Source organism: Nonlabens sp. Hel1_33_55 (assembly GCF_900101765.1).
Lineage (GTDB): Bacteria > Bacteroidota > Bacteroidia > Flavobacteriales > Flavobacteriaceae > Nonlabens.
On sequence record NZ_LT627735.1, the window covers coordinates 841,807 to 863,760 of the forward strand.

At 38.9% G+C, this 21,954-nt stretch carries 21 protein-coding genes; 11 read left to right on the forward strand and 10 right to left on the reverse strand.

The genetic code is table 11. The features are described from left to right. The first annotated feature begins 23 nt into the window (after nucleotides 1–23). Genes BLO34_RS03615 through BLO34_RS03625 form a run of 3 tightly spaced genes read left to right on the forward strand, consistent with a single transcriptional unit; the run spans nucleotide 24 to nucleotide 5,267 of the window. Nucleotides 24–2,513, forward strand: coding sequence for a YfhO family protein (locus tag BLO34_RS03615; RefSeq protein WP_090752654.1), 2,490 nt, complete (start codon nucleotides 24–26; stop codon nucleotides 2,511–2,513). Next, a complete protein-coding gene (locus BLO34_RS03620; protein WP_090752655.1) occupies nucleotides 2,514–3,797 on the forward strand; it encodes a glycosyl transferase family 1 in 1,284 nt (427 codons plus the stop codon). Next, the gene (locus tag BLO34_RS03625; RefSeq protein WP_090752657.1) at nucleotides 3,798–5,267 is read left to right on the forward strand and encodes a lipopolysaccharide biosynthesis protein; all 1,470 of its coding nucleotides are present in this window, start codon (nucleotides 3,798–3,800) and stop codon (nucleotides 5,265–5,267) included. A gap of 34 nt (nucleotides 5,268–5,301) precedes the next feature. Here the strand turns inward: BLO34_RS03625 and BLO34_RS03630 are convergent, their stop codons facing one another. The 6 genes from BLO34_RS03630 to BLO34_RS03655 form a co-directional block, all read right to left on the reverse strand. Further along, complete coding sequence (locus BLO34_RS03630; protein ID WP_090752659.1) at nucleotides 5,302–6,711, reverse strand: hypothetical protein; 1,410 nt, start codon at nucleotides 6,709–6,711, stop codon at nucleotides 5,302–5,304. Nucleotides 6,712–6,942: 231 nt separating this feature from the next. Continuing rightward, the gene (locus BLO34_RS03635) at nucleotides 6,943–7,632 is read right to left on the reverse strand and encodes a hypothetical protein (protein ID WP_090752660.1); all 690 of its coding nucleotides are present in this window, start codon (nucleotides 7,630–7,632) and stop codon (nucleotides 6,943–6,945) included. A gap of 21 nt (nucleotides 7,633–7,653) precedes the next feature. Beyond that, nucleotides 7,654–8,973 (reverse strand): cryptochrome/photolyase family protein, encoded by a 1,320-nt coding sequence (locus tag BLO34_RS03640; RefSeq protein ID WP_090752662.1) that lies wholly within the window; start codon nucleotides 8,971–8,973, stop codon nucleotides 7,654–7,656. A gap of 2 nt (nucleotides 8,974–8,975) precedes the next feature. Then, nucleotides 8,976–9,671, reverse strand: a complete 696-nt coding sequence (locus BLO34_RS03645; RefSeq protein WP_090752663.1) for an SDR family NAD(P)-dependent oxidoreductase — start codon at nucleotides 9,669–9,671, stop codon at nucleotides 8,976–8,978. A gap of 1 nt (nucleotide 9,672) precedes the next feature. Next, nucleotides 9,673–10,179, reverse strand: coding sequence for an SRPBCC family protein (locus BLO34_RS03650; RefSeq protein ID WP_090752665.1), 507 nt, complete (start codon nucleotides 10,177–10,179; stop codon nucleotides 9,673–9,675). Nucleotides 10,180–10,239: 60 nt separating this feature from the next. After that, nucleotides 10,240–10,962: a hypothetical protein gene (locus BLO34_RS03655; protein WP_090752666.1), complete on the reverse strand. Its 723-nt coding sequence runs from the start codon at nucleotides 10,960–10,962 to the stop codon at nucleotides 10,240–10,242. 112 nt (nucleotides 10,963–11,074) lie between these two features. Between BLO34_RS03655 and BLO34_RS03660 the strand changes: the two genes are divergently transcribed. The 5 genes from BLO34_RS03660 (at nucleotide 11,075) to BLO34_RS03680 (ending at nucleotide 13,401) form a co-directional block, all read left to right on the forward strand. Then, nucleotides 11,075–11,266, forward strand: a complete 192-nt coding sequence (locus BLO34_RS03660) for a CsbD family protein (RefSeq protein WP_090752668.1) — start codon at nucleotides 11,075–11,077, stop codon at nucleotides 11,264–11,266. A gap of 2 nt (nucleotides 11,267–11,268) precedes the next feature. Then, the gene (locus tag BLO34_RS03665; RefSeq protein ID WP_090752670.1) at nucleotides 11,269–11,556 is read left to right on the forward strand and encodes a 4a-hydroxytetrahydrobiopterin dehydratase; all 288 of its coding nucleotides are present in this window, start codon (nucleotides 11,269–11,271) and stop codon (nucleotides 11,554–11,556) included. Nucleotides 11,557–11,666: 110 nt separating this feature from the next. After that, nucleotides 11,667–12,035, forward strand: coding sequence for a hypothetical protein (locus BLO34_RS03670; protein ID WP_090752674.1), 369 nt, complete (start codon nucleotides 11,667–11,669; stop codon nucleotides 12,033–12,035). Nucleotides 12,036–12,134: 99 nt separating this feature from the next. Continuing rightward, nucleotides 12,135–12,878, forward strand: coding sequence for a YebC/PmpR family DNA-binding transcriptional regulator (locus BLO34_RS03675; protein ID WP_090752675.1), 744 nt, complete (start codon nucleotides 12,135–12,137; stop codon nucleotides 12,876–12,878). Nucleotides 12,879–13,023: 145 nt separating this feature from the next. Further along, entirely contained in the window at nucleotides 13,024–13,401 is a 378-nt protein-coding gene (locus BLO34_RS03680; RefSeq protein WP_090752678.1) for a LysM peptidoglycan-binding domain-containing protein, read from the forward strand. Nucleotides 13,402–13,427: 26 nt separating this feature from the next. Here the strand turns inward: BLO34_RS03680 and BLO34_RS03685 are convergent, their stop codons facing one another. Beyond that, the gene (locus tag BLO34_RS03685) at nucleotides 13,428–14,021 is read right to left on the reverse strand and encodes an ACP phosphodiesterase (protein WP_090752680.1); all 594 of its coding nucleotides are present in this window, start codon (nucleotides 14,019–14,021) and stop codon (nucleotides 13,428–13,430) included. A 63-nt stretch (nucleotides 14,022–14,084) separates the two neighbouring features. On the opposite strand from BLO34_RS03685, the gene glmM reads away from it, so the two are divergent. Continuing rightward, nucleotides 14,085–15,479 carry a phosphoglucosamine mutase gene (glmM, locus tag BLO34_RS03690; RefSeq protein ID WP_090752682.1) on the forward strand — a complete coding sequence of 465 codons (1,395 nt, stop codon included), beginning with the start codon at nucleotides 14,085–14,087 and terminating at the stop codon, nucleotides 15,477–15,479. Here glmM and BLO34_RS03695 read toward each other — a convergent pair. Continuing rightward, complete coding sequence (locus BLO34_RS03695) at nucleotides 15,439–16,566, reverse strand: lysophospholipid acyltransferase family protein (RefSeq protein WP_231959549.1); 1,128 nt, start codon at nucleotides 16,564–16,566, stop codon at nucleotides 15,439–15,441. The two genes, glmM and BLO34_RS03695, sit on opposite strands and share 41 nt — an antisense overlap. Before the next feature lie 6 nt (nucleotides 16,567–16,572). Here BLO34_RS03695 and BLO34_RS03700 point away from each other — a divergent pair, with 6 nt between their 5' ends. Continuing rightward, complete coding sequence (locus BLO34_RS03700; RefSeq protein ID WP_317039248.1) at nucleotides 16,573–17,040, forward strand: rhomboid family intramembrane serine protease; 468 nt, start codon at nucleotides 16,573–16,575, stop codon at nucleotides 17,038–17,040. Here the strand turns inward: BLO34_RS03700 and BLO34_RS03705 are convergent. Beyond that, on the reverse strand, nucleotides 17,037–18,155 hold the full coding sequence (locus tag BLO34_RS03705) for a TlpA disulfide reductase family protein (RefSeq protein ID WP_090752688.1): 1,119 nt from the start codon (nucleotides 18,153–18,155) through the stop codon (nucleotides 17,037–17,039). The two genes, BLO34_RS03700 and BLO34_RS03705, sit on opposite strands and share 4 nt — an antisense overlap. Before the next feature lie 99 nt (nucleotides 18,156–18,254). Here BLO34_RS03705 and BLO34_RS03710 point away from each other — a divergent pair, with 99 nt between their 5' ends. Further along, nucleotides 18,255–20,648, forward strand: coding sequence for a GAF domain-containing protein (locus BLO34_RS03710; RefSeq protein WP_231959550.1), 2,394 nt, complete (start codon nucleotides 18,255–18,257; stop codon nucleotides 20,646–20,648). 87 nt (nucleotides 20,649–20,735) lie between these two features. On the opposite strand, the gene BLO34_RS03715 is transcribed toward BLO34_RS03710, so the two are convergent. After that, a complete protein-coding gene (locus BLO34_RS03715) occupies nucleotides 20,736–21,938 on the reverse strand; it encodes a Pycsar system effector family protein (RefSeq protein ID WP_090752690.1) in 1,203 nt (400 codons plus the stop codon). Nucleotides 21,939–21,954 lie beyond the last annotated feature (16 nt).

A 21,954-nucleotide genomic window follows, 5' to 3' on the forward strand; every position in this document is an offset into this window, starting at 1 on the left:
TTTCTAACGATCATAGTTCATTCATGCAGTTCCAGTTTAAGAAAATAGTACCACATCTAGCGGTATTTGTCATCTTCATCATTGCTTCACTTGCTTATTTTTATCCGGTTTTGTCGGGTAAGAAGTTGTACCAAAATGATATTGTACAGTACAAGGGTAATGCTCGCCAACTTATCGAGAATAGGGAAACGACAGGCGAGGAAATCTATTGGACAGATTCGGTTTTTGGAGGAATGCCTACCTATCAGTTGGGTGCCCGTTATAAATATGATTTTATCGATGGATTAGATCGAGTCATACGTTTTCTACCACGACCGGCAGATTATCTTTTTCTATATTTTATTTGTTTTTATATCCTGATGATGGTGCTGCGCGTGGACTGGCGACTGGGTCTGCTGGGTGCTCTGGCTTTCGGTTTTTCCACTTATCTGGTGATTATACTGGGCGTTGGTCACAACGCAAAGGCACATGCTATTGCCTATTTCCCGCTGGTGTTGAGTGGTATAATTCTGGTTTTTCAGCGTAAGTACATTTGGGGTGGCATTTTGACTGCGCTGGCCATGGCGCTGGAATTACAGGCCAACCATCCACAGATGACTTACTATTTGTTGATGGCTGTTGCCGTTCTTGGCATCGCCTATTTGGTAGATGCCATAAGACGTAAGATTCTACCTCATTATTTCAAATCCATCGGTATTATGATCGCTGCGGTTTTACTCGCGTTGGGAACGAATGCTGGGAATCTATTGGCTACAAAAGAATACAGTGAAGAAAGTACTCGTGGCCCTTCAGAATTGACTATTAACGCTCAAGGCGAAAGCGTAACAACCACAAACGGTCTAGAATACGACTACATCACGCAATACAGTTATGGAATTGCAGAGAGCCTGAACCTGATCATTCCGCGGTTTGCTGGTGGCGGCAGCGGTGAGCGACCTGATGAGGAATCCAATACGGTAAACTTTTTAGTAGATACTTACGGTATTCCAAAATCTGATGCTCTGGCTTTTGCGCAACAGAATGTTCCACTTTATTGGGGTGCGCAACCTATAGTGGAAGCACCAGCCTACATTGGGATCACCGTGTTTTTTCTTGCATTATTGGCTTGTTTTCTGATTAGAGGTAGATTGAAATGGTGGACAATAGGCGCTGCTGTTTTGGCATTACTGCTTTCCTATGGTAAGAATCTGGATTTCCTGACACAGCTATTTGTGGATTATGTGCCGTTGTATTCAAAATTTCGGGCTATAACGTCCATTCAAGTGATCATTGAGTTGTGTTTGCCTATTCTAGCAATGGTCGGTTTGTATCAGCTATTTAATAAGAAACATGCTATTGAAGATAAATGGAAGGCACTCAAATATGCTGGATTAGGGTTGGGAGCTTTCATTTTAGTGATTGGCTTATTTGGAAATCAATTATTTGATTTTGCAGGACCCTATGATGCTTCTTATAGAAATAGCGAGGAATTAGGACAAGCATTTGTGGATGCTTTGCGGCAGGATAGATTTGAAATGATGCGTGCAGACGCGTTTAGATCTCTATTTTTTGTAGGTCTCATCGTTGGTGGATTATTTCTTTATCTAAAATCTAAACTTTCTGAAAACCTGCTGATTTTAGGAATGGGAATCTTACTGTTGGTAGATTTGGTTGGATTTGATCAGAACTATATCAATTACAAAGAAACTCCAACAGAGCGCAGCAATTTTGTTAGAGCGAGTGATTACGATCCACCATTTGAAGCTACTCAAGCAGATGTTGAAATTCAGCAAGATGACGAGATTTTCAGGGTTTACGATTTACTTCAGGATCCTTTTAATTCTGGTCGCGGTCCATATTTTCACAGGTCGTTAGGAGGATACCACGGTGCAAAACCAAAACGCATTTCTGATCTCGCCGATTTCTATCTAAGAGATGAAAATGGATATTTTATTCCACAGATAACTGCTCAGAATCAGGAGATTTTGAATATGTTCAACGTGAAATATGTGATCACTGCAAATGAGAATCAGCTACAGACTTTAGTTAATGAAGAACGATTAGGTCCAGCATGGTTTGTGAACTCTTCTCTCGAAGTGCCTGATGCCAATGCTGAAATTCAAGCTTTAATCCAGCTCAACGGAAAAGAGCTGGCCGTCATTCAGAAAAGTGAGGGCGATTTTATAGATCTTCAAAATATCGGGCGCGATAGTTTAGCAAGTATTGAACTTACAGATTACTCTCCAGAACGCTTGATCTATAAATCAAAAAATTCTCAAAATGGGTTGGCCGTTTTTTCTGAAGCCTACTATCCGCATGGATGGAAAGCTACTATTGATGGTAAAGAAGTTCCAATCGCCAAGGTGAATTATGCGCTGCGTGGACTGAAAGTTCCAGCTGGTGAACATGAGATCATTTTTTCATTTGAACCAGAAGTTGTGGCAACAGGAAATACCGTGATGCTTGCGAGTAATATTTTGCTGGCATTATTGATTCTGGGATCGGTTTTTCTCTGGATTCGTAAATCGAAGTAATTGAAACATCAATTATTTATTGTCGCATTCTACTGGCCACCAGCTGGTGGTCCTGGCGTGCAGCGATGGTTGAAATTTATAAAATACTTACCCAAAGACCAATTCGAGATTACCGTGGTCATTCCGCAAAACCCTGATTATGCAAGCACAGACCATTCACTATTGAAAGACATTCCTGAAGGAATCACCACCATTGAGGTTCCTCTAAAGGAGCCCAGCCGCTGGATCAAAAAGCTGTTTAAGAGAAAAACCAAAAAGCTGCAACGAGGATTTATTGACAAGACGCCTGGACTGTTGGAACAGGCTTTGCTCTGGATTCGCGGGAATTACTTCATTCCAGACGCTCGGGTTTCATGGGTGAAAAATGTTGTAGAAGAGTTGGAGAGCAGTACCGCTTTCGCGAAAGCGGACACACTAATAACTTCAGGACCACCACACTCAGTTCATTTAATAGGAAAGAGGCTTAAAGTAACTTCTGCATTTAAAAACCTGAAATGGATCGCAGATTTTCGGGATCCTTGGACGACTATAGGTTATCACAAGTCTCTTAGATTGACCAAGAAAGCCACAGCAAAACATATTAAACTAGAAAGTGAAATACTTACAAGCGCTGACCAAATCATCGTTACCAGTCCATCCACAAAATCTGAATTTCAAACCAAAACGTCAAAACCCATCACGGTTATAACAAATGGTTATGATCTCGAGCCTAATCAAATAGAGCAGCCTGAAGGCAATTTTACCATTAGCCATATAGGAACGCTGCTGGCAGATAGGAATCCGTTAGTATTGTGGAAAGCGCTAGCCGATTTAACTAAAGAACACGCCGACTTCAAATCAGATTTTGAACTGATTCTTGCTGGCAACGTAAGCTCTGAAATTATTGATTCTATTGGGGAAGCAGGATTGAAACCATTCTTGAATCTGGAAGGTTACGTAAGTCACGATAGGGCAGTAGACCTTATGAACAACGCTCAAATGTTACTTCTTATTGAAATAGATGCTCCAGAAACTAAAGCTATTATTCCCGGAAAAACATTTGAATATCTTGCCAGTAGGCGACCCATTATCGCCATAGGTCCAGATGGATCAGAAATTAAACATATCATTCAAGATTCAAACGCTGGTAACTATTACGATTATCAAGGAAACGGTTTAAAAGAATACATACTTGAAAATTACCGTCGCTTTAAGAATCACCAACTCAACGGTAACCCAACCGATATTTCCAATTATCACAGAAAACAACTGACTCAACAGTTGGTAAATACCATTGTGAACTAGATGGGAATTGTTATCAAACATAGCAGCTGGAATCTCGTTATAACGGGATTCGGTTTTTTATTGGGAGCGATTAATGTTCTTGCACTTGCGACCACGTATCTGGATGCGGACTACTACGGATTAATGAATTACATTTTGAGTACAGCATTTTTGCTGTTCCCTTTGATGTCTTTTGGTTTGCACAATACCATTGTTAAGTATTACAGCACATACAAAACAGATCGAGAACGGAATAACTTTCTGACTCAGATGTTGTTCTGGCCAGTAATAGGAGCTATTCCCATTTTTCTGTTGTTGTTTGTGTTCTACGATGATATACGCTTGCTGATTTCAACCACTAATCAACTGACAGGTGACTTTTTATGGCCTATCTTGTTAATTGCTGTATTTCAGGCCTATTTCGAAATCTTCTATGCATGGACAAAGGTGTATTTGAAAACCATAGGCGGTAATTTTCTCAAGGAAGTTTTCTATAGAGCCGCGGCGACTATCGCGTTGCTTTTGGTAGCATTTGAAGTCATCACGCAGGTTCAGTTTATTTATAGCCTAATTTTAATTTACTTCTTACGCATGCTGGCGATGGGAATCATGGCTTGGCGCACCTATGCTCCAAAATTTACTTTTTACAAACTAGAAGCGTCTAGAGAGATTCTTTGGTATTCCGTTTTGATGGTGATTGCAGGCAGTGTGGGAACTGCGCTTATTGATCTGGATAAGAATATGCTAAATCAATACGTAGACCTAGCGGACATAAGTTACTACGGCGTTGCTGGATTTATCGCTACCGTTGTTGCTATTCCTGCACGTGGGATGGCTCAGATCATGCATCCTTTAACCGCAGGTTATTTCAATGCTGGTGACCTCAAAAAGGTTGAATGGCTCTACAAGCGCAGCGCGCTCAACCTTACAATTGTTGCAGGGTTATTGATGGTGTTGATCATATGTAATGTTCAGGAATTTTATGGATTCTTACCGCCAGAATTTGCTATTGCTATACCGGTCGTTTTGCTTATTTGCTTTGTTAAGTTCACTGAGAATTTACTGGGCAGCAATAATGCAATTCTTTACAATACAAACTTGTACCAATTCACGCTATGGTTGGGATTGGGTCTTGCCATCGTCGCCTTTTTATTGAACATTTGGTTGATCCCTATTTTTGGTATGATAGGAGCCGCCATAGCTACCTGCGTGGCTTATGTAGTTTACGCTTTCGCGAAAGCTTACTACGTCAACATCAAATTGCAAATGCATCCATGGACTGCAAAAACGACCGTCGCTCTAGTCGTTATCATTGTGGTAATTACCATATTCTATCCATGGGATTTTCAATGGAACCTATTCGTGAACATCGCAGTTAAAAGCATATTGATTTTTATTCTTTATGCAGTTCTAGTGTATTTCCTTAAACTTTCTACCGAGGTCAACAGTGCCATCGATCAATTTTTTGCCAAAATAAAACGCCCGCAATAATTGCGGGCGCTTGTTATAATTGATTTAGAGAAAATTATCCTCTGGTACTGCGTCTGTTTGAAGTACTTCTTGAAGAACTGGATCTACTGTTACCTGAAGTTCTTGAAGCCTTGCTGGTACGTTGCGGTGCGCTTTTGGCAGCTGGTCGTGATGACCTACTACTTGTTGCTTGACGCTGTGCTTTACTACTTGATCTTGTACTTGAAGTTCTTGCCGCAGGACGTTGAACCTTGCTATTGGATCCTGTACTCACACGATTTGTAGATCGTTGGGCTACTGGCCTTGCAGAACTATTTTGCGTTCGTGAGGATCTTGTAGCTGTACTCGTTCTAGAACTTGTAGCTTTTCTGTTATTGGAAACGCTGGTGTTCGATCTAGTTGACGTTCTACTGGAACGATTTACATCACCTGAAGATCTGCCTGTAACTCCTGTAGTTCTTCCTGATAGTCCAACTGTAGAATTTGATCTACTTGTGGTATTTCTAACATTAGTAGACTGGCGATTGTTATTCACTGATCTTGAACCTGCAGTAGATCTTCCCACATTGTTAGATACCTTACGACGATTATCGCTACTTCTCGTGTTTACAGAGCGTCTGTCGTTAGAAACACTTGCAATCGATCTGTTATTTTTACGATTGAAGTCATCATTTCTTGAGATAGATCTTCTTCCAGATGCTATGTTATTACGATAATCTCTGCTACTTCTACTATTGGAGATAGCTCTACCGCGATTGTCACGACGTCCTCTTTCATAGTCTCTGTACACTACACGATCATTAGGTCTGTAAAACGATCTACGATTTCTGTTATCTATGTAACATCCATTATAGTAACTAGGCGTATTCCAGTAATTTCTATGGTAGGCATAAGAAAACCTGATTGGGTTATAGTATGCTCTATAAGGGCTGTTGTATACAACTACACGGTTTATAAATGGTGCCGCATAGTAGCCATGCCATGGCTGATAGATATAACTTCTATTATACACATTGATAAATCCTGTATAGTTAAGAATAACTCCTGGGCTGCGATAGTTCACATAAAGGTTACCAATATTACGAACGTAACCGTTGTTATAATTGATGTTTATGTTACCAGCTTGGATAATACGACCATATGCATCGTAATAAATAGGTGTATTCTCAATCTGGATTACTGCTCCATACGTGTCATATTGCACAAACGGATCATAATTATATCCAGTATTAAAGGAAACATTCACGTTGCCCAGATTTGCATTTACTCCAAACTGTGGCCCATTGTCTAAGTAGTTAAAATCAAATTGTCCATCAGGGAAAACGGCAAATTCAATTCCACCTTCTGTGAAAATAAAGCTGTTGGAATAACCACGATAACGGGTATCGTCATCGGCTGGCTTTTCTGCGTTTGCGATTCCAAATCCTAGGAACAGCATCGCTAAAAGGGTAGATAGCTTTTTCATAATTGAAAGGTTTTACTGTGAACAACATCGTCCACGCTATTAACATTTCAATCAGCGTGCCAAAAAATAAATACGGGTTGTATAACTCTTAAGGTTACCATGAAATATTTGACCGCTATTATTTGATAATCAGCATATTATTAGATAAAATATTTTATGTAAAAAATATCGATTTGGAACTATAACGTTTTCGCTTGAAGCGAAAATTAACTCTACAATATCTTAAAACTATTAGAATTGGATGTAAAGAATTTCGGTATCATCTTCCAAATCGATGGGTTCTGCTATACCATAAGAAGTGTCCATTCTAAAACCTACATCTCCTTCATGAACGAAGACTCTAGCCTCGATCGCGCTACCATAGGCGATAGGATTATCGTAGGTATTTCTTAATTCCTCATAAGTCAGACCTGGCCTAATCATAGCATCTGGAACACCACCGGAATGAATAATTTCTATAGTACCGATAACATCAGATTCATAGTAGAAGTACGCCAATTCATTGTCAAAGCTATCCACAAGTTTGTAGATATCAAAAGTACCATCACCAGTTTCCAATACATCTTCCACTAATTGATCGCCTTCTCTTAATTGAGCAGCTAATAAGACTTCAAGACTTCGGTTTTCCATAAGTTCACCTAATTGTAGTCTGTTTAGTACTCTGGAAATATCAAATTCTTCGTAAACAAATTCTAGATTCTCTTCGTCTTCATAATATTCAATATCATTCTCTATAGAATTTTGCGAAACATCAACATCTTCCACATTTATATCATCTTTTAATGCTTGAGATTGTGAGGTGGGTTGAGTCGGCTCGGCTATGTCTGCAGATTCCTCAGTTTGAGGTGTGCTTTCAATATTTTTGCAGCCTACGGTAAAAGAAATTATGATTAGTGAGATAATCGTAAATCGGGAAAACATGGTGGATTAATTTTAAAGCGACTAAGATACAGCAGCCTTATAAGTTTTCAAACAGCGTTCCCTAGCTTCCTTATGATCTACCATCATATCTGGATACTCATCTGTATCATGTTCTGGAACATATTCACTGATGTAATTTCTGTCTTTGTCAAACTTATCTTTTTGAGTAATGGGATTGAATATTCTAAAGTATGGAGCAGCATCAACACCACTACCAGCAGCCCATTGCCAGTTGCCTACATTGCTGGACATCTCATAATCCAATAGTTTTTCTGCAAAGTATGTCTCGCCCCAGCGCCAATCGATCAATAAATGCTTGCATAAGAAACTAGCGACCAGCATTCGGACACGGTTGTGCATGTATCCAGTTTGGTTAAGCTCTCGCATTCCCGCATCGACCAATTTATAACCTGTAGTTCCTGTTTTCCATTTCTCAAATTCGTCCTCATTATTGCGCCATTCAATCCGGTCATACTTCTTCCGGAAGGCGTTATCTCTTGTTTCTGGATAGTGATACAGGATTTGCATGAAGAATTCACGCCAGATCAACTCTGATAGAAAAACCTTGTTGTCTGACTGCATTCCTTTCTTGACCATTTTACGCGGACTTGCCACACCAAATCTCAAGTAAACACCTAATCGAGTTGTACCATTTTTAGCAGGGAAGTTTCTCGTCTTTTCATATTCTTCTATGGTAGTAGGTGTGACGTCATATTCAGGAATCTCAATACTGGATTTTTTAAAACCCATATCAGATAGACTCAAATTGGGAAGTCTTGAGTTTTTAATACAATTGTCGAGCACAGAACTTGTGTAATAAATTCGTAAGCCTTCGGCGTCTTTGTGCTCTTCCTTAAAACGTTCCAGCCATGTATTTTTATAAGGCGTGTAAACGACATAGGGATCACCATCTTTTTTAACTACCTCTAGTTTTTCAAAAATCACTTGATCTTTAAACGTGTGAAACTTTACATCTTCTTTCTCTAGTATCTCTTTAATGGCGATATCACGCTCTTTAGCATACGGCTCATAATCATGATTGGTATAAACTGCATTTACCTGATAATCACTTAATAGTTCTTTCCAGACCTTTTCTGGCTCACCATAATACATGGCAACGGAACTGCCTACATCATCTTGCAACTTAGAACGCATGCGCTGCAATTCTTCATATATAAAGGTAACTCTAGCATCATCTTCGGGTAGTTTATCAAGAATCTCTTTGTCAAAAATAAATATGGGTATCACAGGTAAGTTGCCAGACAGTGCTTCATAAAACCCAACGTTATCATCCAATCTCAAATCACGCCTGAACCAAAAAATATTTACCGCATCTGCCATAACTACCCTAGATCTAATGTTGATTTACCACCATCTAGTCCTAAAACCTGACCGGTCATCCAGCCTGCATTTTGCAGTAATAAGTAGGAGGCGAGTCCTGCAATATCCTCTGCAGTTCCCACGCGTTTCAATGGATGGAGATTGCCCATTTTTTCTTTCTTGTCATCGTTATTTAGTAATCTGCCAGCGAGTGGTGTGTCTACTAGTGATGGCGCGATAACATTGACGCGCACCGTTGGCGCATATTCTGCGGCCAATGCTTTTGCAAATCCTTCTATGGCGCCTTTAGCAGCTGCAACGCTGGTGTGATAAGGCATTCCAGTCTGTACGGCAACGGTCGAGAAAAACACGGCGCTACTGGAACCACTCTTAGTCAACAATGGCATCACGTCTCTCGTTACCTTGATTAAAGAGAAAAAGTTGATCTCCATATCTTCTTCAAATTGTTCCTGCTTGAGCATTTTGAATGGCTTGAGATTGATACTTCCAGGACAGTAAACGAATCCGTCAAGAGCTTCTGGAAGTAAGCTAGTATCCAATGAATCTGTACTGGCATCAAATTTTATATGAGTCACACCATCCGGTAGGTTCTCATTCTCGCGAGATGCGACGAACAACTTGTTGTTTTCGTGTAGTTGTTGCACGATTGCGTTTCCTATTCCGTGGCTGCCGCCTATTAGTAGTATGTTTCTGGACATGTTAGTTGAGTATACCTTGTTTTAAAGTTGAATTATTTTCTGGTTCTGTATAGACTCCAAATTTTTTAATAAGTGCGCTTTCGCGAAAGCGGAATATCTCCTCCAGCTTAGGTTGCACTAAAAAGGGCTGTACCATTTTGCCTAAAAATCCTAGAGGCAATCTGTAATGAACAATATCTTCCATAAGGGTACCGCCAGGAATCTCGCTAATAAAATGTTTGTGATGCCAGGTCGCATAAGGACCATACATCTGTTCGTCGACAAAATATTCCTTGTCTTTCACTTGGGTAATGTGAGTCACCCAGTTGGTTTTAAAAAAGGGTAGTGGCTTCACACTATATTCTATAAGCTGGCCAGGATACATACCACGCTCTGTTCCATAAAGGACTGTCATTTCCATTTCTGGAGGTGTGAGCAGTTTGAGGTTGTTGGGATCTGTCAGGAATTCCCAAGCTTCATCAATGGATATAGGAAGTTTTTGGCGGGTGTGTTTTTGGTAGAGTTTCAATATGTTTTGTTTGATTCTTAAAGATAATCTGTAAACAAAACTATAGGTCTCAATCCTATGTTAATTGTCCAGCTCGCTATCGTCACGCAACTCGCCGCTGGTGTATTCTGGAGTTAGAGCAAATTTGATACCTATTGAGAAAATAAGATTGGACACATCAAAACTAGGCCGTAGTCCAGTTTGAAAGTCTGGATCTATACTGATGATATTTCGTCTATTATCATAGGCAAGAGCATCACCCAGAGATCCGTGATATTGCGATGAAAAATAAAGCTGCACACTACGACGGAAGTAATAGTTGAACCGCAGCCCAGCATCGATGACAATAGGTACTTCTTCAAACGCGTCATTATCTAAGGAATAGTTCTGTTGATTGTTTTGACTCACCGCGTCTCCTTCATTGGTACTAAGAAAACCAATACCAAATCTTCCAAAAGCATCTACTTGAAAGCGATTCAAAGTTTTTGAAACTACGATTCCCGCAGTGAGGCTAGAAAGTGAAGTATTCTCAACATCATAATTAGCGGCAAGTGCTGTCTCGTTATAAGTATGCCTACCAGCAATACTCAATCCTACATTCTTGTTAAAATAATACTCATAGGTTCCAGTAACGGACAATCCTGATCTTGAAACGTCACCATAGTCACCCAACGGCTGTGCAATTCCTAAATCAATGGCAAGATTATGTCGTGGTATCTCGCGCAGGTGTAAAGGAATATCATTTTGATCAGCTTGTGCGAAGATGATCACGGGAAAAAGCAGTATAAAAAGGAAGCGGTTCATACTGTAAATATATTTCAAACACATTGGGAAAGCTTTAAATAAGATTATGATTTTGTTTTATTCGCTTTCGCGAAAGCGAACTACTTTTAGGTATAACTTAAAAATAAATATCATGAGCGATAAAGAAATCGAAGGAAAATTAGACCAAGCAAAAGGAAAAGTCAAAGAAGGTTACGGTAAAGCAACCGGAGACAAATCTGTTGAAAATGAAGGTAAAGCTGATCAAGCCGAAGGTAAAGTGAAAGAAGCTTACGGTGAAGCAAAGCGCAAGATTAAGAATGCGTTTGACAGCGATAGCAAATAGAAATGGATAAATTGACCGAAGCACAGATTGAAAAACATCTGGAAAATGTAGAAGGTTGGGATTATTATGATGATGCCATCCACACTACATTTGAATTTGACAATTTTATGGATGCCTTTTCAGTAATGACAAGAATAGCCATGGAAGCCGAAAAGATGGAACACCATCCAGACTGGCATAATGTATACAACACACTTGAGATTACTTTAAGTACTCACGATGCAGGTGGTTTGACAGAAAAGGATTTTAAACTTGCTGCAGCCATTGAACACATTGTTGGTGACGAGTAAACATCACATTTAATAAATAAAACCTCGCCCATTGGCGAGGTTTTTGATTTTAGAATTAAATCGGTTTTAAGAAAAAACCTACATAATAGTAGTACATTCAAAATAAAAACATGAAAAATATAATCTTCATCCTTGTTCTATTCATTACTGGCAGCATTGCAGCCCAAGACTATGTAGCACCAGAGCCCAATGAACGCCAAAAAACAGAGGCAAAAGAATTAGCGAAAACCATGGACATGGAATTATCCTTTACTGAAAAGCAATTACTTTTAGTAGAGAAAATTAACGCCACTTTTAATGCACAGCGAGATCAAATTTTGGGGAATCAAGATTTGTCCATTGCAGATAAGAATGAATTCCTCAGAGCTATGTATGTTGAACAAGGTAGAGAAATGTCAGATGTGTTAGTGAGAGAACAATTGGATCTATATGAAAGAATAAGAGGCGAGATGCAGCCGCTTGTCGTTATAGAAGAATAAAAAATAATGTATTTGAAAAACCGCCTCAAGGCGGTTTTTTTATGGTTGCAAGAGATCATTCATAATCTTAATTTTACCTCTTTAATTAAATAAATATACATGGGAAGAGCATTTGAATTCCGCAAGGCACGCAAGATGAAACGTTGGGGCGCAATGTCTAAAGCATTTACCCGTATTGGGAAAGATATTGTAACCGCTGTTAAAGAAGGTGGTCCAGATCCAGATTCTAATGCAAAACTGCGCGCGGTTATACAGAATGCAAAGTCCGTCAACATGCCTAAGGCAAACGTGGAACGTGCCATTAAGAAAGCAAGCGACAAGGATACTAAAAACTATGAAACCGTATTGTTTGAAGGTTATGCGCCACACGGTATTGCCGTACTCGTAGAAACTTCTACAGACAACAACAATAGAACCGTTGCTAATGTGCGTAGTTATTTTACCAAATATGATGGTAGTCTAGGAACCAGTGGCTCAGTCGAATTTATGTTTGAGCATAAATGTCATTTCCGTATTCCAGCTGAAGGTAAAGACCTTGAAGAATTGGAATTAGAACTAATTGATTACGGTGCTGAAGAGTTATTCCTAGACGAAAAGGATGAAGAAGATTCAAACAGCGTTGATGGTATCATGATCTATGCAGAGTTTCAAAACTATGGCGCCATGCAGTCTGGTCTAGAAGAACTGGGTCTTGAAATACTAAGTTCTGGCTTTGAATATATTCCTACCGTTCAAAAAGAACTCACGGATGAGCAACGAGAAGATGTAGATAAATTATTGGAGAAACTTGAGGAGGACGACGATGTAAATAATGTCTACACTACAATCCAAGAAGATGAGTAAGGATGTAAATTAATGTAAGATTTAAGAGTTGTATGCTTATTAATCGTAATAATACTGAAGCCTAATATCATATTTAATATTTTATTTCTTAAAAAGGCTCGTCAAATAAGTATCTTTAAAACCTAACCTTAAAAAGACAATTAAAATGGTAAAGGCAAAATATCAAAGCGTATTAGACCTAGGTGAAAAACTAAATATCCATGGTGGAGACGTGAAAGTTAACGATGGGAAACTAGAAATTAGAGGAACCGCATCAACTCCATATCAGAAGGATTTGCTTTGGGATGAAATCAAAAAAGTAGGTGGTGAGAACCCATCAGATCTTATGGCTGACATTAAAGTAGCAGATAGCTCAGTTTATGCAATGCACACTGTAGAAAAAGGAGAATCTTTAAGCCTTATTTCTAAAAAGTATTATGGTGACCCAATGAAGTACAAGAAAATTTTTGAAGCTAATACAGACAAGCTCAAAAATCCAGATATGATTCATCCTGGTCAAGAATTGGTTATTCCTAACAAATAGGAAATCAAACTAAATTTAAATGCCGCTCAATCGAGCGGCATTTTTTTTATCAAATCATTTGAATAATCCTGAAGTTCTGCAAAGAATCGATGAAATTGACTTTCCAACTCCTTATAGTGATCTTGCAATTCTTTTAAAGCAAACTGCATCTTGCTTTTGTTTTTAGTACGTTGATCCATTTGATATAAAATAACGCCCATGCCTTGTATTGTACGATAGCTGTATAGCCAGTTATGTTCTACCATAATTGGATAAAACCGCTGTATGCGACGTGGTAGGATTTCCCAGCTCTTGTTGAGATCCTCGTAAAAATCTAGAGTAAAAGATTCAAGATCTTGATCGTGATAACGGGACCAGTTTGCAGCGAGAAAATGGTCATAATATAAGTCAACAATTACGCTACTCCATAATCCGTAAACAGGACGAATCAAATCTTTACTTTCTCGAACAATTGCATGAGAGTCTGTAAAAGAATCAATTAGTCTATGAATAGTAATGCCGCGAGCGACATCTGCAGGAAATTTTGAGAAGTCCTTACCTCTAACAGAATCTGCTATAAAGTTGCCTATGCGCAATTCCTTATGATCTCCAGAAAGAAGGATGTGAGCGAGATAATTCATGATAGAGATTGCGGTTGATAGCGTAGAAAACTACATTTGCCGTAAATGTAAGGCATAAAAATCATGACGTTAATAAAATCTATTTCGGGAATTCGTGGAACTATAGGTGGCGCTCCAGGCGACAACCTTACACCACTAGATGCGGTAAAATTTGCTAGTGCTTATGGCAAATGGATCAAGGAAGCATCTGGAAAGGAAAAACCTCTCGTGGTGATAGGTCGTGATGCTCGCATTAGTGGATCTATGATTCAAGCGCTAGTTCAAAACACGCTTGTAGGTGTAGGATGTGATGTTATCGATTTGGGATTGAGCACGACGCCAACAGTTGAGGTTGCCGTTCCCATGGAAAATGCAGATGGTGGTATCATTTTGACCGCAAGTCACAATCCTAAACAGTGGAATGCCCTGAAGTTATTGAATAATAAAGGAGAATTTCTGGATGGAGTAGAAGGTCAGAAAATATTGGATACTGCAGATGCTGAGGATTTCGCTTACGCGGAAGTTGATGATCTAGGTCAAGTAACCGCAATAACCGACTATATCGATAGACACATTGATGAGGTGCTTGCTTTGCCTCTCGTTCAAACCGAAGCTATTAAAAAAGGAAATTTCAAAGTCGTAGTCGATGGAGTTAATTCTACAGGTGGTATTGCAGTGCCTGCTTTATGCAAAAAACTAGGTGTAGAAGTTATAGAACTTTATTGTGAACCGACAGGTCACTTTCCACATAATCCCGAACCACTTAAAGAACACCTAGGTGATTTATGTGCAGCGGTTGTGGAACACAAAGCAGATTTTGGGATCACCGTAGATCCAGATGTAGATAGATTGGCATTTATTACAGAAACCGGTGAGATGTTCGGTGAGGAATATACGTTAGTCGCTTGTGCAGATTACGTGCTGAGCAAAAACAAAGGAAACACGGTAAGTAATCTTTCTTCTTCTAGAGCCTTGAGAGATGTTACTGAAAAGCATGGTGGCACCTATCAGGCAGCTGCTGTAGGCGAGGTCAACGTAGTCAAGAAAATGAAGGACGTAGAAGCTGTAATAGGTGGTGAAGGTAACGGCGGTATTATTTATCCAGACAGTCACTATGGACGTGACTCATTGGTTGGAATTGCATTATTCCTATCTCTCTTGACCGAAAAGAAGATGAAAGTCAGTGATCTTAGAGCCAGCTACCCGAGTTACTTTATGAGCAAAAAGAAAGTACAGCTCACTAAGGGAATGCCTGTAGATGCCATTTTGAAAGATGTAGAGAAAAAGTATTCCAATGAAGAGTTAACAACTATTGATGGTGTCAAAATAGATTTTGACAAAGAATGGGTTCACCTACGTAAATCTAACACAGAACCCATCATCAGGATTTATACAGAATCAGGAAGTCAAGAATCTGCAGATCAACTAGCAGACCGGTTTATCTCTGAACTCGAGGCGATAGCTCAACAGCACGCTTAACATCTTCGGGCTTGGTTTTCCAGCGTTTGTGCGACCAGAGGTAATACTCTGGTTGCTTTTTGATGAGTGTTTCCAGTTGTTGGAAGAAGGAATCGGTTACAAACCATTCTTTTTCTTTGCTGGCGTCCAGCGTGATTTTTTCAAAATGTGATTTGTAGTAACCACGTTTGATTTTCTCTACTTTCAGAAAATAAACAGGCATGGCATATTGGTGCGCCATGCGCTCGCCACCCATGAATACAGGTGTGGTCTCGTTTAAGAACTTAGTAAAGAACTGTGCAAATGATGGTTTAGGGGCTTGATCTGCCACAAGTGCATACAAACCAGCCTCATCAGAATTGCGGCTGCCGCGTATGATGTTATAGGCCTTTTTCATAGGTACGAGATCTGAACCGAATTTCCCTCTAACCTTCCTGATGTATTGATCAAAGTACTTGTTCTTGATGGGTTTATAAACCACATAGGTCCTAAAATCAATGAAGTCATCCAATGCTATGGTCCATTCATAACTAGCTTGATGGGCAAGCATGAGGACGATGGGTTGTCCCGCTTTCGCGAAAGCGTTAACCTCTTCCACATTGTCACAAGTAAATCGCTTTTGAACCTCACGACGGCTGATGCCTGTGGACTTAATCATCTCCACAAAAATATCGCAAAAATGGCGTGTGCTTTTCTTAGAAAGTGCAACAACTTCTTTATTGCTTAGATCTGGAAAAGCTCGTTTGATATTGGAAAAAATGACTTCTTTACGGTAGCCTATGATGTAGTATAAAATGAAATATACGACATCGCTCAACGCATAGATCACAGGAAACGGAAGTCGCGCAATGAGCCAAATTAAAGGGTAAGCGATGTAAAATGCAGCGGCTTGCATCAAAGGATTTTTGGCAAATATACTATCTTGCCCACTAAGTATTTTTATATGTTTTACAGCATTGACATTGTCACTATCGCGATCATTGTGATCACCTGTATTATCAGTTTTAAGGGTTTTCAGGACCTTGAGTTTTTTGATAAATACAAGTTCAACATTTACGGGATTCAGCGAGGTGAACATTTTAGGTTTTTCACCAGTGGTTTCCTGCATTTAGATATGCAGCATCTATTGTTCAACATGTTGACGCTTTACTTCTTTGCCAATATTGTTGTGTCCGCTTTAGGTAGCGTGTCGTTTGTGGTTTTATATATCGTCAGTCTTTTAGGAGGTAATTTCTTAAGTTATCTCTTTCATAAGGATGAGTATCATTATAGCGCGATAGGTGCCAGTGGTGCCGTTTCCGGAGTGATTTATAGTGGGATTTTACTACTACCTGAAATGATGATTTACGGGATTATTCCTGGATATATTTTTGGAATAGGTTATTTGATCTACTCGATTTATGGTATAAAAAATAAAGTAGGGAACATAGGTCACGATGCACATTTTGGCGGTGCGGTGGCTGGTTATCTAACTACCATATTATATGATTACAGAGTGATCTATGAAGAACCTATAACGGTCATCGCTCTGTTGATTCCTATCATTATTTTATTTGTTCTTATGAAGCTTGGGAAGATCTAGTTAAGGACTTCTGCTAATTTATTGTGTAGACTTTTACCTCTCAGGTCTCTAGCGATGATCACACCATTTTCATCAAGGAGAAAGGTGGCAGGAATAGCACTAACGTTATAAAGCTGTGCGATGGGGTCACTCCAGTGTTTCAATCGAGAGATATGATTCCAGGTCATGTTATCCTGTTCAATAGCTGCGATCCACTTGGCTTCATCTTCTGGTCTATCTAGAGAAACACTAATGATATGGAATCCCTTATCATGAAACTGTTGGTAAGCATCAACGACATTGGGGTTTTCTTTACGGCATGGTCCACACCAGCTGGCCCAAAAATCAATAAGCGTTACTTTCCCTAATACTTCAGGTAATTTGACCACATTACCTTCTGGGTTTTTGCCCTCAAAATAAGGTGCTTTTTTCCCAATCGCTATGGACTCTGTCTTGAGAAGTTTCTCATTGATAGATTCCATGATAGGAAGATTTTGAAGGCGAGTATCAATGACATTGTAAAGCTCTCTTACTTTCTCTGGTTCCATTCTGTATTCATAGAATAAGGACTGGAGCGCTACCGGCGCAACGATGGCATCAGGATGCTCTTTGATAAGTGTGATTGTTTTCTCGTTGTAAGAAGCTTGGTTAGCTTCCCATTTGGCTTTTAGTTTTGCAATTCCTTCTTGTCCTTCATTTTCAAAAATCTCTTGTTGATTCGCCCGAATTTTTTGAGAAGCAGTGGCTTGTTCTATTCTGAGTTTAATGTATTCAGAAAATATTTCATTCTCTTTTCCAGCTTTGATATTGCTGGACATAATACTATCGTTTCTAAGCTCGATTTCAATAGGTTGGTTTTCAGAAACAAAAAGGAGCATCCCATCAGTCCCATCTAGGGAAATCAAACGTTGATCGCTCAATTCTTGAGATTCCTGCAACCCAAAATCAAACTTTTCATTCATGACGATCGCAGTATCCAAAGCAATAGGAGTACCATTTCCATCCACTTTTTTGAGATACACGCGCAGTCCATTAGGAACGTTGAGTGCTGTTCCTGATATAGTTATAGGTTCAGCTTCTTGCTTACAACTAACAAAGCAAAAGGTGAGGCATAAAAGAAGTAAAATCGATTTCATTTCCTAATTTCTGCCAAAAATAGTGGATTATACTGGTTAAAATATTCCCAAGGCGTGGATTTTGGCTATCAAATCAGGCAATAATCGTATTTTTATTATATGAAATGTAATTCTAGTTTTAGTGGAGATCATCAGATGGATGTCGTGCTTAGTTTTGATCAATTAATCAATGCTTATGCAGCACGTATTGAATCTGAAAAGAACAGTTTTAAAAAACTGTATTATTCCGCATTACTTCAAGCAATTACCAAGGATGATTTCCCAAACGCAGATATTACTGAAGAAAACTTAAACGAATATTCAGAACCTATTGATTTAATTCTATCTGAATTATTTCCAAAGAGTTTGAGCGGCAATGAAATCAAAGCTGCGACGATTCCCTTTTCATCTGTACTGTTTAATTGTACGGATAGGCTCACTAAGATTTTTGAAAACGCAGGTGAAAATTACACCTTCAACTTCCTGGAAGAAGAGACCTTTGATAGGTTTAGGTTAGCCTGTGGACTCGTGTTGAACAAATGCTATAACATGAAACTGGACATCGGTAAACTATTGCATGCCGAAATTCCAGATGCCAATGGCAATTTAAGAACCTATAGAATTACATACAACGCAGACTTTATTGATGTCTTTAGCAACAGCAAGTCAGAACAGCTAGAAGAGCATGAGATAAATGACCTGTTGCGTTTCCCAGATGATGAAGATCGATGGAGGAAAGCTTTCCCACATGGATCTTATCAATTCAAAGGTTTTGGTATTATCTCGTTTACTGATGTTACCGTGGACGCTTCCATTTCTGAACTAAAAACGATACTACTAAATCAGCCAGGTTCAAAATTGGCAGATAAGGACAACTTTGTAAACATCTTCAAGAAGATGTTCAATATGGATAATATCTATGCTGGTTTTACCAGTTTTGATGCCTACGACAGCAGTTTTGAACAGATGCATTTTTCTGACGCTCCTAGTTATTTATTGGGGCAAAGTCATTCTAAACTTACCCAGAATGCCATTTGTAAAGATGCTTACAATCACCTAATTAAATTACACAAACCGCTCATTATTCCTGATGTAGAGAACTATCATGATAAGCAGGATGTGAAATTCATGACTAAAAATTTACTGGAATCAGGCATCAAGAGCGCTGTGTTATATCCGGTGACTAAAAATGAACGACTAATTGGTGTTTTGGAACTGGGAAGCGACATTGCTTTTGGACTCAATAGCTTCAACACCATTAAGATTGAAAATATCATTGATTACATCAAAGCTGCAGTAATACGTGGTGAAGAAGAAGATGAAAATAGGGTAAAAGCGATCATTCAAACAGAATGCACATCCATTCATCCTAGCGTACAGTGGAAGTTTGAGCGCGAAGCAAGACGTATTCTTAAATCAAGAATTAATGGCAAAGAAGAGACCTTTAAAGATTTAGGATTTGAAGATGTCTATCCATTGTACGGTCAGATTGATATTGTTGGTAGCAGCGATTCTAGAAATAGAGCTATTAAAAAAGATCTATGTTTTCAATTGGATAATGTTTGTGAGATCATCGCTTCCGCGAAAGCGTACGAGCCACTACCCATTTATGATCAAATAGGCTTTAGAGTTCAAGAATATAAGGATCAACTGCAACATCAGGCGATTGATGCCAATTCTGAACGCGGAATCATCAAACTGCTTACAGATGAGATCAATCCAGTGATGCACCACATTAAGAATATATCTCATGATTTGAAGGAGCGTGTTGCCACCTATCAAGAAAAGCTGGATCCATTAAGCGGTGTTATTTATGAAAGTCGCAATAATTACGATAACACGGTACAGACCATAAACCACGCTTTGTCAAGATATATTGACAACAAGCAAGTAGAGGCGCAAGGTATTTACGAACATTATTTTGAACGCTTTAAAACAGATGGTGTCGAGCACAATATTTATATAGGCGGCTCTATTACAGAAGAAGCAGAGTTCAACGTGGTTTACCTTTATAATCTAAGGTTATGGCAGCTTCAAACCATGATTGAAATGGAAGATAAGTTTTACTCCATTCAAGAAAACCTGCCTTCTCAATTAGATGCTGCATCCATGATTTTGGTCTTTGATAATACGCTAAGCATTCGTTACCGTATTGATGAGAAGCGATTTGACGTCGATGGAACTTACAATGCACGTTATGAAGTTATAAAAAAACGTATTGACAAAGCCCACATCAAAGGCACGGAAGAAAGAATTACTCAAAAAGGTACGATCTCAATTATTTATACCAATAAAGAAAACGAGAGCGAGTACATGCGATATGTAAGTTACCTGCAACACAAAAAGTATCTGGGTGATGAAGTAGAAAGCCTAGAACTTGAAGATGTTCAAGGAGTGATAGGACTTAAAGCAATAAGAGTTAATATTCTCTATGGATTCAAAGCCTCAGAAAACCGAATGACTTATGATGATCTAATTGAGCAACTATCGCTTAAAGAAGTAGAGAGCGAATAATTTATTAGTATTCCCAAATCTTACAATAAAAAACGACCGCTAAGCTGATAAAGCTTAGCGGTCGTTTAGTTTAAGTTTCAGTCTAAATTATCCTGGGACAATTTCTGCTACTACAGGATATTCATAAGTTGTAAATGCTATAACAAAGGCAATTACAGATGATATGATACCTATCATAAATATGGTGTAGGTCCATCGCAACAAACTATACTTCCTATTGAGTACCACTCCTAATAGCCATAAATCTTTTAGCAAGCTCTGATAAACTTCTTCCTTATCATCAAGCAAACCCATCAATGCTTTTTGATATCTCTCAAAAGGTACTTTATGAAAGTTTCCAAAAAAGAGCAGGTTTACCTCGCGTTTCTCTACCTGTTCATCAGTAAACTCTCCGCTTGTTACATTTGGACGCGTCGATAAAATTGACAGGATTATACTGGCAACAGAGAAAAGTATCAATACCAGTGTAGGATATAATAAGTGTCTGTTACTTATTTGATCCAGCTTAGGAATTAAGTTGGCTAAAGCAAGTGAGATAATAATCGCATTTACAGATAAAAGAATGTTCGCTTTTGTATCTGCAATATCACTAAGCTTGATGTGGTTTCTCAAGGTGGTTCTAAAAAGCGTTTGGATTGCACGCTCTGGACTTTGGTTTTTGAGATCAACTTTAAGCTTCTCCTTATTATACTTGGCAGCTTTTTTCTTTTTCTTCTTGAAAAGCTTCATCAAGTTTTCATTCTTCCTAACGTTCCAGTTTTTAACAGCATACTCGCTATAAAACCTATGTTTCTCAGTGAAAACGAGAATATTTTCTTTGCGCCATTCTTTATTGGACATTTCATTGCCGCGCAGCTCTAATTCTTTCTTGAGCAACTCGCTTGTTTCAAAATAATAGTCCTTTGCAAAATGAGAAGAATCTGCATCACGCAGTATTTCTTCTAATTTCCCTTCAGGTTGATCGTTGAACTTTGTCGCTCTGATTAATTTCTGAACTTTAGCAATTGTTTCCTTTTCAACGTTTTGTTCCGTTAGGAAATCTTCGGCGATTTTAGCGCTCGCTTCTTCATGTTCTTCTGCACCATGAATATATCCTGTATCGTGTAGCCAGGCCGCAAGTAATAGCGCCTTTTTCTCTTTAACATCTATTTCGGAATTCTCGATGATTTCGTGTGTACTTTTCACAACACGTTTAGTATGTGTATAATTGTGGTACACATATATATCGTCTAATTTATCTTTAAAAAGAAGCAACACAAAATCGTCGGCTGCGTTAAGTAATTCAGTCATATTAGGGTTTGAGAAT